Source organism: Streptomyces sp. NPDC023573, from assembly GCF_055559735.1.
The window spans coordinates 77,499-91,569 of sequence record NZ_JBVHKB010000004.1; the positions used below are offsets into that span (position 1 = coordinate 77,499).

Here is a 14,071-nt window from a genome sequence, read left to right on the forward strand (position 1 = left end):
GGAAACGGCGGGCTGCCCGGTTCAAGGGGCAGACCCGCGCGAGACAGGAGCAGGGAAATGAAGCACCGCATCATCGTTCTCGGAGCCGGATACACCGGTGCCGTCGCCGCCGGCCGCCTCGCCAGGCGACTGCGCCGCGAGGACGTCGCCATCACCCTCGTCACCACCGAGCCCGACTTCGTCGAGCGCGTCCGGATGCACCAGCTGGCGGTCGGCCAGGAGCTCAGGCCCCGGCCCTTCAGCCGGATGTTCGCGGGCACCGGCGTCGAGCTGAAGCTCGCGAAGGTCACCGGCCTCGACGTCGACCGGAGGACGGTGGCCGTCGTCGACGCGAACGGCGCCGGGGAGCTGGAGTACGACAGCCTCGTGTACGCCCTCGGCAGCGGCTGGAACACCCAGGGCGTCCCCGGCACCGCCGAACACGCCCACGACATCGCGGGCCGCCCCGGAGCGCTCCGGCTGCGTGAGCGCCTGGCCGGCCTGGCCGCCGGGCAGCCCGTGGTCGTCATCGGAGGCGGGCTCACCGGCCTGGAGGCCGCGACCGAGATCGCCGAGGCCCGCCCGGACCTCGATGTCGCGCTCGCCGCCCGGGGCGGACTCGGCGACACCCTCTCCGCCAAGGGCAGGCAGCACCTGCGGAAGGTCTTCGACAAGCTCGGCATCACGGTGCACGAACACACCGCCGTCACCGGCGTGGAGGCCGATCACGTCACCACCGCCGACGGCACGTCCGTCCCGGCCGCGGTCACCGTGTGGACCGCCGGCTTCGCGGTCCACCCGATCGCGCAGGCCACCGCTCTGGAGGTCTCCGACTCCGGTCAGATCGTGGTCGACGGGGCCATGCGCTCGGTCTCCCACCCTGACGTGTACGCCATCGGGGACGCGGCCCTGGTGAAGGGCCCCGGCGACGCCCCGCTGCGGATGTCGTGCGCCTCGGGCGTCCCCACGGCGTGGCAGGCCGCCGACACGATCGCCGCACGCCTCACCGGCGGGAAGCTCCCGACCACGGCGCCCCGCTACTTCAACCAGTGCATCTCCCTGGGCCGCAGGGAAGGCCTGATCCAGTACGTCACCGCTGACGACCGGGCGGTCCGGGCAGCCCTGACCGGCCGGCTCGCCGCGTTCTACAAGGAACTGGTCTGCAAGGGCGCGGCCTGGGGCGTCGCCAACCCGACCCTCGGACTGCCGACCCGTCGCCGCCCGGTGGTACGCAACGGGGCCCGGTCAGCGGCACCCGTCACGGAATCGGCCTGACCGGCCGCCCCCTCCCGAGCCCGGCCGCCGTCGAGCGCAGCTGACCGGGCCGGGCCGGAGGGGGCGTTCGGCGGTGCGGGCCCGCACTGGGCGTACAGGCGCGTCGGCAGGACAGTCAGGCCTGCTGAGGGCTCTGGAGACTCACCGATCGATACGCCCACGGCGGGCCCCGGTGAACTCGTACAACAGCACCTCGTCCACGAGCCGGTTCGTGTAGAGACGGCGAGTGTCCCTCTCGCCGAGGTTCTCCAGGGCGGCGAGCACCAGACCCGGGTCCGTCGCGGCGGCCGAACGTAACCGAACGACCTCTCCACGCGTCAGCCCGCCGATGCCGTCAACCGGCACCACGCCGTCGGCAGACTCGGCGAACGACTCCCGCACCTCGGTCACAGCGCGCCGAAACACCTCCGGCGGCTCGGTGCCCCCGTGCCTCACGGGCACCTCACGGTCCCGCACCAGGACTGCGGTGATCCAGGCCGCCGGCCGGCTCGGCCGCCACCCGGCGGCCGAGCCGCAGAGCTCCGCCGCGATGTCGCGGGCGTCGAGGCCCCGGTCGATGAGCGGGCGCAACGCGTACGCGAGGCGGCGCAGCCCCTCGTGCTGGGTCCAGCCGACGAGCGGTCGCACCTGCCGGGCGACGGCGATGTCACGGGCGACCTGGAGCGGGGACCGCCGCCGCCCGTGATCCGCTGTCGCGCGTCTGCGCGAGGTGTAGTTCAACCTCCCACTCACATCAGCTGTGCGCAGGTCGTGGTGGGGCCCGGAAGAATGGGGCGCACACTCGCCTGAACTGCGCTTTCCTCCCGCCGAGTTATCCACAGAACCAGCCCTCGTCCGCGCGGCTCCCACCGCACGGTCCCGGCCCGCATCCGTCACCCCGCACACCCGCGCCCCGTATCCGGCGCCTTCCAGACGGTGGCCCATCGCCACGTCGTACACGGCCGGGATCGTCGCGGCGTAGATCGTCGCCATGCCCGCGTACCGGCGCCCGGGCAGGTGCAGGTTCCGCTTGGTCCCGTGCCGCCGCCACACCAGGGCACCCAGCTCCCGCAACACCCGTACGTGCCGCTTCAGCGTCGCCGCCGACACCCCGCACCGGGCAGCCGTGCCCTCCAGGTCGTACAACACGAAGCCCAGCCGGTAGTCCATCCGCCCGGCCAGATCACGCGCGACGGCCAGCGTCGTCGCCCCGGCCCTTCGGTGCGGGCCCGCCTCGACGAGCCACACCACCGCCCGCAGCCACGCGCCCGGCTGGGCGTGCCGGGAGGCCGTCGCGTCGAGCTCTTGCAGGGGACGGGGGACGGGGTTCCATGCCGAATCCGGGCATGCCGAAGAAGCGCAGCGCGAAGCCGCGCCGGTGGGGTGGCGCATCACAGTCCGTGGGGTGTGGGGCGGCCGGTTCTGGGCCGCGAGGCTTGCGGAAGCGGGGCCGTTATGGACGGCTCGCGGGCACGGGAGCGGTCACCATGCGGGTACTGCCCGTCCTACGATCGAACGCGAATCCTTCTCTTCCTATGGGTGGATTCCGGATCGGCGGGGTGATGACCCGCTGGTCACTCCGGCCGGGCGGTGGTCTCCACACCGCCCGGCCGTCTTCATCCGGCGGCAGGCCCTTGTGCTTCCCGGTCGGCCCTGCGCCGTTGCGCTCCGCTCTGGCCCTTGCCGATCTGCTGGGCGCGAGCGGCGGAGATGCCTCCGAGGAGCTGCCCGATCTCCTTCCATGTCCTGCCTTGTTCTTTCAGAGCATTGACGCGCTGCTGCCGCAGTTGTCGGAGTTTCGTCTGGTAGCTGGGCCAGTCCTCCAACACCCGCGACACAGCCACGGCGCAAGCCTCGTCGTCCTCGATGTCCCTGAATGCCGCGATGGCTTCCACGAGGCGTTTCACCTCCTGGGTGTGCTCAGGGTCATTCGTCATTCCCGCGCTCCCTCCAGCGGCGCGGCCAACACGACTGTAAACCCCGGGCTTGACGCGATTCAAGCCCGGGGTTTAACTTCGTTCTCGCGAGGCCGACCAACGGTCCCGTAGCAACAGAACGGCCCCGGGCTCGGAGTTCGCACCTCCACATGGCCGGGGCCAGTCAGAACCCTGAGATCACCAGGAGACCGACCATGCGCCATCCTTCCACCCCGGACTCCCCGCCCGACAGGCGGCTCGTCGCGCTGCCGCCGATCGCGGAGCTGTCCGCACAGCAGCAGCGGGGCGTGCACTGCGTCTTCTGCGGTACGACCCTGCACACCGGGGCGGTCCGCGACCTCGGCCCGCAACTGACCGAGGCACACGGATCGGAGGTCCGCTGGTTTCCCCGTAGCTGTCTGGCCTGCCCGAAGGGCCAGACGTGCCGCTGACCCTCGTCACCCGACTCCGAATCTGATCGAGTCACGAGAAAGCGCGCCAGCGGTCCCAGACCAGCCACTTCGTGTGGCGGGGCAGGTGATGGAGCCAGAGCCAGAGAGGCAGACGCCGGCGCCGGACGAACGTCCAGAGATCGTCGTCCGCTTCGTTGCCCCTGGGGCGCGCCCGCAAGAGGGACAGGCACTCGGTATCGACCGTGTGGTGAAGGCGTGCGACGTGCGCCAGGGCGACCGTGCCCTGGCGACGCAGTTCCTCCGAGTCCGATCGAAGAGCACGGGCGATCCGAGGAAGGATGACCACGGGATCGGGATGGCTGAGCGCAAGACCGATCACAGCCACACCGACGTGCGGCTCTCCGCGCTCGAAAGCCCCGTCGACTTCTTCCGGCTGGTCCATCCCGAGCAGACCCGTACCGTCTGCCCAGTTGTGGGCCCCGTCAGGAGCACCCATGTCCGCATCCGCGTAGGTCACGCGCTGACCTTACGACTGCCCGGACGGCTTGCGAGATCCGTTCTCGCTGTACGGGCAACGCGAGAGGCCCCAGGATTTCTCCTGGGGCCTCTGGCCTGCTGTGCACTCGGCAGGATTCGAACCTGCAACCTTCTGATCCGTAGTCAGATGCTCTATCCGTTAAGCTACGAGTGCGTTTCCTCGGCCTGAGCCTCGGTCCCGCCTCCCGGGCTTTTCTGCCCCGTCGGCGTTGCGAGAACAACATTACATGACCTGCGCCGGGACGCGAAATCCATTAGCCGTACCGCCCCTGACCTGCAGAAACGATCTCCTGGGGCAGGTTTCCCAGGCCCCGGAACGACCGAAGCCCCACGCCTGGGGCGTGGGGCTTCGGGTTCCTGCGGAGGCGGAGGGATTTGAACCCTCGATGGGCTTTAAGACCCAAACCGCATTAGCAGTGCGGCGCCATAGACCGGACTAGGCGACGCCTCCAGCACACCCCGCGCGAGCGCGGGTGGTGCGTGCAGATGATGACACAGTCGAGCGCGCTGTCACCAATCGCCGCCCACGGTACTAGGCAGGTGGGCGGCGAGGCAAAGCGCCCTGCGGCGGGTGCGCCGGTCCGGCGTTCCCGCCGTATGCCCGGCCCGCACGGCCGGTCGGGTGTTCGAGTGCGCGCGGCTGTTCCGGTCGGCCCCCCATGAGTTGCGCAACGTACGGGCGTAAGGAGCGTTAGAGAGGACGAGGGCTCCGCCCTCCGTCCGTCACCCCCGTGTGCCCTGGCGCGCGCCTCGATCATCCGGCGTGCACCGGAGCAGGCCGGCGCGCTCCTGGGCGCGCCAGAACAACAGGAGCCCCGCATGCTGCGCCGTCTCACCCTCACCGCCGTCGCGTCCCTCGCCGTACTGTCCGCCGCCGCACCCGCCGCCACGGCGGTGTCCCCCCTCGTACCGCTCCCTCCCCTCCCCGTGCTCCAGGGCGACTGGCCGACGGCGCAGGACACGGACACCCGGCTCACCGTGACCGTCTCCGAGTCCGGCAACCCGGCTGCCGACGGGGTCTTCGAGCTGGAGTGCGGCCCGGCGGGCGGCAGTCACCCCGAGGCACAGCGCGCTTGCGACCTGCTGGAGGAGGCCGCCGAGTCGGGGGACAACCCCTTCGTCGCCACGGACCGCAACGCCATGTGCACCCAGCAGGCCGGTGGGCCGGCCGCCGCACGCGTCCAGGGCACCTGGCAGGGCGAGGACGTCGACGCGCGCTTCACCCGGGCCAACGGCTGCGAGATCTCCCGTTGGAACAACCTCGTGCCGGTGCTCCCCTCCGCGAGGTAGCTGGTTCGGCGGGGCGTGCGCCGGGGACTTCAGCCGGCCGGACGGCGCACACCGGGGCGCGCACAGGCCGCCCCGGACGCCGTGAAGGCCGGGTTCCGGGGGCGTTCCAGGGGGCCTCCGGGCGCACACCGGAACCCATAGGCGCACGTCAGAGGGGGCGCTCGCCGTCACGCCCCGGGCCACCGGCGTACACCGCGTGCACAGAACCTTGGTGAGAGCTCCCCCTCATCCGCCGCCCGCCATGCGCTCCCTGCCTTTAGACTCCTCAAGTGACAGCCTGAGGCCCGAGGGGCAGGATGGGGCCCGCTGTCGGCAAGGTGCGGTATTCAGGGAGGAAGCGTCTCGTGAGCAGCAGGCCATCCCGAGGCGCTGCTCGCCTCGCAGCCATACTCGACGCCCTCCCGGACGGGCTCCTGCTCGTCAACTGCAACGGCACGGTCGTCAACGCCAACACCATCGCCCTCGAAATGTTCGAGACCCCGGGCACCGCGCTCGTGGGCCGCGGACTGCTCGATCTGCTTCCGGAGTTCGACTCCAGGCTGATCCCGGGGTCGATGCGCAGGCCGGACGCTGCGGACGAGCAGGGCAGGACGAAGCCGACGCGGATGACCGCGCGCCGGACCGACGGCACCGAGTACCCGGTCGAGGTCACCAGCGCCTCCCTGGACAGCGGCCAGGCCGGATACAACGACATCCACTCCAACTTCACCGGCGACGAGCTGCTCATGCTCGTCGTGCGGGACCTCTCCGGCACCGTCGACACCGAGGCCGAGCTGGCCCGTTCGCAGCGCCAGACCGAGATGATCCTGCGGGCCGCCTCCGAGGGCGTCGTCGGCACGGACACGGACGGCCGGGTCGTCCTCGTCAACCCCGCCGCCGCCCAGATCCTCGGCTTCAGGGCCAGCGACCTCGGCGGCCAGGAGCTCCACCCGCTGATCCTGCACTCACGGGCGGAGGGCGGCCCGTTCCCGTACGAGGAGTCGCCGCTCGCCGACACCCTGCGGTCCGGTCGCAAGCACCGCGTACGCGGGCAGGTGCTCTGGTCCAAGAGCGGTGACCAGGTCCCGGTGGACCTGACGACCGCCCCGGTCCGCGACGGGGACCAGCTCGTCGGCGCCGTGATGACGTTCACCGACCGCAGGCCCTACGAGGAACTGTCGCAGCAGCACACCGACGAGGTCTCCGGGCTGACCGCCCGGCACGCGGCCGAGATCGCCCGGCTGACCGAGAGCCACCGGGCCGAGATCGCCGAACTCACCGAACGGCACGCGGCGGAGTCCGCCGACCGGACCGAGCGGTACGCCTCCGAGCTGGAGGAGCAGGCGGAGCGTCTCACCGGACTCGAAGCGCGGCACACCCAGCTGACCGCCGTGCTGGGCGAGTCCCTGCGGGGCCCGCTGGAGGAGCTGCGCGGCGAGCTCTCGGCCCTCGCCGCCGATCCGGCCGGCCAGCTATGGCCCGAGGCCAACCAGATCCTGCACCACCTCGCGGCGGGCTACGCGCGCATGACGACGCTCGTCGACAACGTGCTGAGCTATCAGCGCCTGGACACCGGCTCCGAGGAGCTCGTCAAGCAGACGGTGCTGCTCGACGCCGTGGTGACCGCGGGCATCGACGGCGCCGTCGAGCTGATCGGTCCCGGGCGCGCCCAGTTCGCCGTGCACGCCCCGCCGATCGAGGCCGAGGTCGACGCCGGCCGGCTGATCACGGCGCTCGCCCATCTCGTCGCCGACGTGGCCGGTGTCGACTCGACCGGCAAGGCCCGGCCGGTGCCGGGCGGCGGCTACGTCGACTCGACGGTGGTCGTGGCCGCGGCGCAGCGCGGTGAGGTCGTACGGATCGAGGTGCGCGGGCCGTTCGCCGGCGGAGACCCGGTGCACGTGCCGATCGTGCGCGGGATCGTGCGTGCGCACGGCGGTGTGCTCCAGACGCACGAGATGGCCGGGATGAGCGGCAGCGCGTACGTCCTGGAGGTTCCGCTCGGCACGGGCGCCGGGACCGTCGTGCCCGAGCCGCTCCCGGTGCCCGAGGCGGCCGCCGTGCCGGAACAGGGCCCGGAGCCCGCCCCGCAGGGCGGTCGGCGCCGGGCGCGCAGGGGGTCGACGGACGCGTTCCTGGACAGCCCCGTGGACGCGGGTCCGGCCGGTGCGGAGTCCGGTGACACCGCGGCGGCGGAGCCTACCGGCCGACGCAGGGCCCGCCGCGACTCCCCGGCCGCGCAGGAGCCGCAGCGGGAACAGGACATGACCCTGCCTCAGCGGAACGAGGGCTCCGGGCGCAGGCGCGGCCGCCCCAGCCCCGCGGAGACGGGTGGCGAGCCCCGGCAGGCGCTGGCCCTCCCCGCGGCGGCCTCCGCCCCCTCGGAGGGGTCCGTGGTCACGGCCGCCGAGGGCGCGCAGGGCGGTGGCGGCCGCCCGCAGCGGGGGCAGACGGTGCCGCCCCAGGGAGTGCCGCAGAACGCCTCCGGACGCCAGGGCGGCGGCCGGGCGGCGCTGCCCGCCATCGCCTCGCCCGAGGCCCCTGCACAGCAGGACCGGTCGCGGCAGGAACAGCCGGCCCAGCAGCCCGGAGGGCGACGGGCCCGCCGGGCTCTCGCCGCGGCACAGGAACGCGCCGCCGCGGCCGAACCCTCGGGTCCGCGCACCGCGTTCGCCCTGCCGCCCGCCGATGCGGACCGCGTCCCGCCCGTGGCTCCTGGCTCACCGGTCGTGGCACCGCCGGCTCCCGCCCCGGTCTCGCCCGCCCCGCAAGCAGCCCCGGTCTCGCCCACCCCGCAACCAGCCCCGGTCTCGCCCACCCCGCAACCAGCCCCGGCCCCGCCCGCCCCTGCCCCTGTCCCCGCCCCTGCTCAGCCGGTCCCCGCCGGGGACGGCCCGCTGCCCGAGCGTCACGACGCCGTACGGCACGCCCCCGACGCGGACCACACCCCTCCGCAGCCCCACCCCGTCCCGTCCGGCCGCCGGAGGGCACGGCCCGCCGAGGCGCCGGAGCCACAGGCACGGCCGGGCCATCCCGTTCCGGGGCAGCCGCTGCCCGCCGTTCCTCCGCAGCCCGACTGGGCGCAGAGCGGTGCCACGGTGCAGGGTCCGGTCACGTCGGCGCACGAGGACGACGTGAACCCGGACGGGGAGGAGGCCTGGACGGGCCCCGGCAGCACCACCCACACCACGGGTACCGCCGCCGCCCCGGCCGCCCCCGCTGCGGAACCCGCGCCCGAGACCGGGCCGCACCCGGCGGACAGCGACGCGCCGGCCCCCGTACCGGACGCGCGGCGCCAGCCGCTGCCCGCCGAGGCGCCCATGCCGGCGTCCTCGGACTCGACCCAGGGCCGTGCCTTCAGCGTGCGGACGCTGGGGCAGGGCGTGCCCTTCGCGCAGCACCTCGCGCACCAGCAGAACCAGACGCTGGGCGGGGCCGGGCGACGCCGCAAGCTCGCCGCCCCGCCGGAGGCGGAGCGCCCCGCCCCGCCCGCCGTGGCTCCCGTACCGCCGCAGCCCGCCCCGGCCCCCGTACCGCCGCAGCCCGGCGGCGCGCAGGGCAGCACCGTGCAGGGCTCCGGCTCCGGCCGGCTGCTGTCCACACCGGCGTCCGAGGGGCGCGCGTACGCGATAGGGGCCCCCGACGCGGGAGCCGAGGGGCCGGAGCCGCTGGACGGCCCCGGCGGTGCCGTCGAGGTGGCGAACCGCCCGCAGCCGCAGCCCGTCGACGACGAACTGCCCCCGGAGCCGCTGGACAACCCGCGGCGCCTGCTCGTCTGGCCCGCCCCGGACGTCTCCACCCAGCAGGCCCTCAGCGACCGTGGCTACCGGCCGGTGATCGTGCACTCCCGCGAGGAGGTGGACGCCCAGATCGCGGCGTTCCCCGCCGCACTGTTCGTCGACCCGCTGACCGGCCCGATCACCCGCACGGCCCTGCAGTCGCTGCGTCAGGCGGCCGTCGCGGCGGAGGTCCCGGTGCTGGTGACGGCCGGCCTGGGGCAGGCGACCAGGGAAGCGGCGTACGGCGCCGACCCGGCCGTCCTCCTCAAGGCGCTCGCCCCGCGCGACAGCGACCAGCATCCGCCGAGGGTCCTGGTGATCGAGGAGCACGAGGAGATCGCGCTGGCGCTGACGGAGACGCTGGAGCGGCGCGGCATGCAGGTCGCCCGGGCCTCGGGCGACAGCGAGGCGGTCGACATCGCCACCCGGATGCGGCCGAACCTGGTGGTGATGGACCTGATGCAGGTGCGCCGCCGACGCGCCGGGATCATCGACTGGCTCCGCGCGAACGGCTCGCTGAACCACACCCCGCTGGTCGTCTACACCTCGGCCGGTATGGAGGAGGCGGACCTGCCGCGGCTCGCCTCAGGTGAGACGGTGCTCTTCCTCGCCGAGCGCTCCACGAGCGACGAGGTGCAGTCCAGGATCGTGGATCTGCTGGCGAAGATAGGGACGAACTGACGCCCGGAGGTCACCGGGTGCGTACGAAGAGGGCGGTTACGACGAGGGCGGTACGGGAAGACCCGTACCGCCCTCGTCGTACGCCGTGCTCCGGGCGGCCGGCCCGGATCAGAGCTGCGTGATGTCCAGCTCGCCGTCCGCGTACTGCCTGCGGATCACCTTCTTGTCGAACTTGCCCACGCTCGTCTTCGGCACCGCCGGGACGATCGTCCAGCGCTCGGGCAGCTGCCACTTGGCGACGGACTGGGCGAGGAAGGTCCTGAGCTCCGCGTAGTCGACGGTGGCGCCCTCCTTGAGAACGACGGTCGCGAGGGGACGCTCGCCCCACTTCTCGTCGGGCACGGCGACGACCGCCGCCTCAGCCACATCCGGGTGCGCCATGATCGCGTTCTCCAGGTCGACGCTGGAGATCCACTCCCCGCCGGACTTGATGACGTCCTTGGCCCGGTCGGTCAGCGTGAGGTAGCCCTCGTCGCTGATCACGCCGACGTCTCCGGTCTTCAGCCAGCCGTCCTCGCTGAACTTGTCCTCGGGGCGCAGCGCCCCGCCGTCCGTGCCGCCGTAGTACGCGGCCGCGATCCAGGGGCCGCGCACCTCCAGCTCACCCGCGGACTCCCCGTCCCACGGCAGGTGTTCGCCTCCGGGGCCGGTCAGCCGCGCCTCGACCCCGGCCGGGAACCGGCCCTGGGTGATGCGGTACGGCCACTCCTGCGCCTCGGTCAGACCGGCGGGCGGGTTGGACATGGTTCCGAGCGGCGAGGTCTCCGTCATGCCCCAGGCGTGGCAGAGGCGGACACCGAGCTTGTCGTACGCCTCCATCAGGGAAGGCGGACACGCGGCGCCGCCGATGGTGACGCGGGCCATGGAGGAGAGGTCGCGCGGCTTGGCGGTGACCTCGGCCAGCAGCCCCTGCCAGATGGTGGGGACGGCCGCCGCGTGCGACGGACGCTCCTGCTCGATCATCTCGGCGAGCGGAGCCGGCTGGAGGAAGCGGTCGGGCATGAGCATGTTGACGCCGGTCATGAACGTCGCGTGCGGGAGCCCCCAGGCGTTCACGTGGAACTGCGGCACCACGACGAGCGTCGTGTCCTTGTCGGTCAGCCCCATCGACTCGGCCATGTTGATCTGCATGGAGTGCAGGTAGATGGAGCGGTGGGAGTAGACGACGCCCTTGGGGTCCCCCGTGGTGCCGGAGGTGTAGCACATGGCGGCGGCCTGGCGTTCGTCGAGCTCTGGCCAGTCGTAGGAGACCGGGCGGCCGGCGATCAGCTCCTCGTACTCGTGCACCCGGGCCGTGGCACCGTCGAGCACGGAGCGGTCGCCGGGCCCCGACACCACGACGTGTTCGACGGAGGGCAGGTGGGGGAGCAGCGGTGCGAGCAGCGGCAGCAGCGAACCGTTGACGAGGACCACCTTGTCGTCGGCGTGGCCGACGACCCAGATCAGCTGCTCGGCCGGGAGCCGCAGGTTGAGCGTGTGGAGCACGGCGCCCATCGAGGGGATCGCCAGATATGCCTCGACATGCTCGGAGTTGTTCCACATCAGGGTCGCGACGCGCTGGTCGCCGTCGACCCCCAGCTCGTCACGCAGGGCGTGCGCCAGTTGCGCGGCCCGCCTGCCGATCTCGGCGAAACTCCGCCGGTGCGGCTCCGGGTCGCCGGTCCAGGTCGTCACCTGCGACTTCCCGTGGATGGTCATCCCGTGGGTCAGGATGCGGGTCACAGTCAGCGGTACGTCCTGCATGGTGCTCAGCACGGCGTCCTCCCGGTGGGCGCTACGCGGCGGTAAGAGTGCGCTGATTCTGCTCACATACCACGCGGTATGTCACTACTTCCGGGAGTACGAATCGGTGTCGGCCCGCAGAAGAGGGCTGCGCGAGGGCCTGCGCGAGTGCCTGCGCGAGGGGCGCGGACCGCCGGTGCGGGGTTGCCGGGTCAGCGGACCGGGGTGAGCTCCGGATCCTCACGGAGCTTTCCGAGGGCCCGCGACACGGCGCTCTTGACCGTGCCGACGGACACGCCGAGCACCTCCGCCGTCTGGACCTCGCTGAGGTCCTCGTAATACCTGAGGACGACCATGGCACGCTGGCGGTCCGGCAGCTTGAGCACGGCTCGCCACATCGCGTCGTGCAGCGACTGCTGCTCCGCGGGGTCCGGCGCGGGCGCGGTCTCCTTCTCGGGCAGTTCCTCGCAGGCGAACTCGTCGACCTTGCGCTTGCGCCACTGCGAGGTCCGGGTGTTCACCAGGGCCCGACGGACGTATCCGTCGAGGGCCCGGTGGTCCTCGATCCGCTCCCAGGCGACGTACGTCTTGGTGAGCGCGGTCTGCAGCAGGTCCTCGGCATCGCTCGGGTTGGCGGTGAGGGAACGTGCGGTGCGCAGCAGCACGGGGCCTCTGGCCCGTACGTACGAGGAGAACGACGGATATCGGCGGTGTCCGGCGGAGGCGGCGACCGCCCTGGAGGCCCCGGTGCAGACTGGCGTGGTCATGACTCCACGCTAGGAGCGGGCACGGTCGAGGGGATCGGCCCCAGGTCCCGAAGCCACGTCCGCCTCAGGTTGTAGGGGCTGGACGGGCTCCACCTCCTGAAGGTGGAGGGTGGGGCCGCCCGTGTCAGGGTCCCCACCACCGGGCACGCCCCCCGCCATCGGCCGAAAGTCCCGTGCGGCAGCGGCGGCGACGCCGCCGCACGGGCACTCGGTCAGTCCGTCCAGAGCGGCGGGAAGATCACGTAGAAGTTGTACGTGGACTGGTCGATGTACGTGAAGGGCGATTGGCTGACCTGCACCGTATTGCTGTGGTTGGAGGCACCGGCGCCGACGGCCTGCTGCTGCGACGTGGACGAGTTGCCGGAGTTGTCCCCGCCGACGCCTCCGTTCCCGACGGTCGCCACCCCCGCGTTCGATCCGTCACTCGCGAACGCACCGTTGTCGGCCGTCGCCACCCCGCCGAACAGGGCGGCGGCGAGAGGCAGGGCGGCGACCGCGGCAAGGGCGCGAGCGGTACGGATACGTGCCATGTCAATTCCTCCAGGAACCGGGAACGCTGCTTGAAAGCGGCTGTCTCCGAAGCAGTTGGCCGACCGCCTCGGTGTTGGTCACGACGTCGCGGGAGCAGAACTGCCCACCACGTCCCCGGCGAACCGCCCATGACGCGCGATTCCCCCGCACGTATGACGAACACCCGATAAACCTCCCGCACGGGGAAAGTCGTTCCGCCCCGGGCGGACCTGCCCCTCTTCCCTTCTTCGAACGCTTGTACGAAAATAGTTCCATGGCCACCACCGACCGGCAGACCGCCACCCTGGCCCTGTCCCACGCGCTCTCCGCCGCCGAGCGCGGGCTACCCGTCTTCCCGCTGTCCGCCACCAAGCTCCCCGCACTGCGCTCACCGCACCGCGACGAAGACCCTCCCGTGCACTGCCGGGGCGCCTGCGGGCTGCCCGGACACGGGGTGCACGACGCCACCACCGACCCGGCCGCCGTCCGCGCCCTCTTCGCTGCGGCGCCCAGAGCCACCGGGTACGGCATCGCCTGCGGTCGGATGCCGCACCGCCTCATCGGTATCGACCTCGACATCGACGCCACCCACGGCAACGACTCGGTCGCCGCGCTCCAGCACCTGGCCCTCCAGCACCTGTTCACCATCCCGGCCACCGTCACGGTGCTCACGCCCAGCGGTGGCCGGCACCTCTGGCTCACGGGCCCGTCCGGCGTCTGCGTACCCAACTCCGCGGGCCGCCTCGCTCCCGGCATCGACGTACGCGGAGCGGGCGGCTACCTGGTCGGCCCGGGCTCGGTCACGACCCACGGCAGATACCGGCTCGCCCCCGGCACCGCCCACCTCGCGCCCGCTCCCTGCCCCCGCGCCCTCCTCCGCCTGCTCACGCCCCCACCACGCCCCCACCGCACCACCGGCCGGACCTCACCCGGCCGACAGGGGGAAGGCCTGGTCCAGTTCGTACGCGCCGCCCACGAGGGCCAGCGCAACACCCGGCTGTTCTGGGCGGCCTGCCGCGCGTACGAACACGGCTTCGGCGACGCCCTCGCGGACGCCCTCACCGACGCGGCGACCAGCACCGGCCTCACCGAACACGAGGCCCGCGCCGCAATCGCCTCGGCCGCACGCCTGACGTCTCCACGGCGGAAACTGTGGCCATGAGCCAGGCGAATCCCGTGACAGCACGCCCGGCGGCGGATACGTCGCCGGCGGGGTGGACGGGGCAGTCCTCGGGGGCCGGGCA

11 protein-coding genes and 2 tRNA genes are annotated in these 14,071 nt (G+C 72.6%); 5 read left to right on the plus strand and 8 right to left on the minus strand.

The features are described from left to right. Positions 1-57 precede the first annotated feature (57 nt). A complete protein-coding gene (locus ACZ32T_RS14275; RefSeq protein ID WP_467271526.1) occupies positions 58-1,254 on the plus strand; it encodes an NAD(P)/FAD-dependent oxidoreductase in 1,197 nt (398 codons plus the stop codon). Between the two features lie 141 nt (positions 1,255-1,395). On the opposite strand, the gene ACZ32T_RS14280 is transcribed toward ACZ32T_RS14275, so the two are convergent. Further along, positions 1,396-2,625 carry a cell wall protein gene (locus ACZ32T_RS14280; RefSeq protein ID WP_467367081.1) on the minus strand — a complete coding sequence of 410 codons (1,230 nt, stop codon included), beginning with the start codon at positions 2,623-2,625 and terminating at the stop codon, positions 1,396-1,398. A gap of 224 nt (positions 2,626-2,849) precedes the next feature. Beyond that, on the minus strand, positions 2,850-3,170 hold the full coding sequence (locus ACZ32T_RS14285) for a hypothetical protein (protein WP_467367082.1): 321 nt from the start codon (positions 3,168-3,170) through the stop codon (positions 2,850-2,852). Between the two features lie 194 nt (positions 3,171-3,364). Here ACZ32T_RS14285 and ACZ32T_RS14290 point away from each other — a divergent pair, with 194 nt between their 5' ends. After that, positions 3,365-3,601, plus strand: a complete 237-nt coding sequence (locus ACZ32T_RS14290) for a hypothetical protein (RefSeq protein WP_467367085.1) — start codon at positions 3,365-3,367, stop codon at positions 3,599-3,601. A 31-nt stretch (positions 3,602-3,632) separates the two neighbouring features. Here ACZ32T_RS14290 and ACZ32T_RS14295 read toward each other — a convergent pair whose 3' ends face one another. The 3 genes from ACZ32T_RS14295 to ACZ32T_RS14305 all read right to left on the minus strand — a co-directional run bounded on the left by ACZ32T_RS14295 (position 3,633) and on the right by ACZ32T_RS14305 (position 4,550). Continuing rightward, complete coding sequence (locus tag ACZ32T_RS14295; RefSeq protein ID WP_467271531.1) at positions 3,633-4,079, minus strand: hypothetical protein; 447 nt, start codon at positions 4,077-4,079, stop codon at positions 3,633-3,635. Positions 4,080-4,180: 101 nt separating this feature from the next. Continuing rightward, positions 4,181-4,253 (minus strand) — tRNA-Arg (locus ACZ32T_RS14300). A gap of 206 nt (positions 4,254-4,459) precedes the next feature. Further along, positions 4,460-4,550 (minus strand) — tRNA-Ser (locus tag ACZ32T_RS14305). Positions 4,551-4,918: 368 nt separating this feature from the next. On the opposite strand from ACZ32T_RS14305, the gene ACZ32T_RS14310 reads away from it, so the two are divergent. Continuing rightward, positions 4,919-5,389, plus strand: coding sequence for an SSI family serine proteinase inhibitor (locus tag ACZ32T_RS14310; RefSeq protein ID WP_467271533.1), 471 nt, complete (start codon positions 4,919-4,921; stop codon positions 5,387-5,389). 344 nt (positions 5,390-5,733) lie between these two features. Beyond that, complete coding sequence (locus ACZ32T_RS14315; RefSeq protein WP_467367087.1) at positions 5,734-9,828, plus strand: PAS domain-containing protein; 4,095 nt, start codon at positions 5,734-5,736, stop codon at positions 9,826-9,828. A 108-nt stretch (positions 9,829-9,936) separates the two neighbouring features. Here the strand turns inward: ACZ32T_RS14315 and ACZ32T_RS14320 are convergent, their stop codons facing one another. The 3 genes from ACZ32T_RS14320 to ACZ32T_RS14330 all read right to left on the minus strand — a co-directional run bounded on the left by ACZ32T_RS14320 (position 9,937) and on the right by ACZ32T_RS14330 (position 12,847). Then, positions 9,937-11,583, minus strand: coding sequence for a long-chain fatty acid--CoA ligase (locus tag ACZ32T_RS14320; protein WP_467271536.1), 1,647 nt, complete (start codon positions 11,581-11,583; stop codon positions 9,937-9,939). Positions 11,584-11,762: 179 nt separating this feature from the next. Continuing rightward, a complete protein-coding gene (locus tag ACZ32T_RS14325; RefSeq protein WP_356708910.1) occupies positions 11,763-12,317 on the minus strand; it encodes a SigE family RNA polymerase sigma factor in 555 nt (184 codons plus the stop codon). 212 nt (positions 12,318-12,529) lie between these two features. Then, on the minus strand, positions 12,530-12,847 hold the full coding sequence (locus ACZ32T_RS14330) for a hypothetical protein (protein WP_467271538.1): 318 nt from the start codon (positions 12,845-12,847) through the stop codon (positions 12,530-12,532). Positions 12,848-13,101: 254 nt separating this feature from the next. On the opposite strand from ACZ32T_RS14330, the gene ACZ32T_RS14335 reads away from it, so the two are divergent. Then, positions 13,102-13,989, plus strand: a complete 888-nt coding sequence (locus ACZ32T_RS14335) for a bifunctional DNA primase/polymerase (RefSeq protein ID WP_467367089.1) — start codon at positions 13,102-13,104, stop codon at positions 13,987-13,989. Positions 13,990-14,071: the final 82 nt, after the last annotated feature.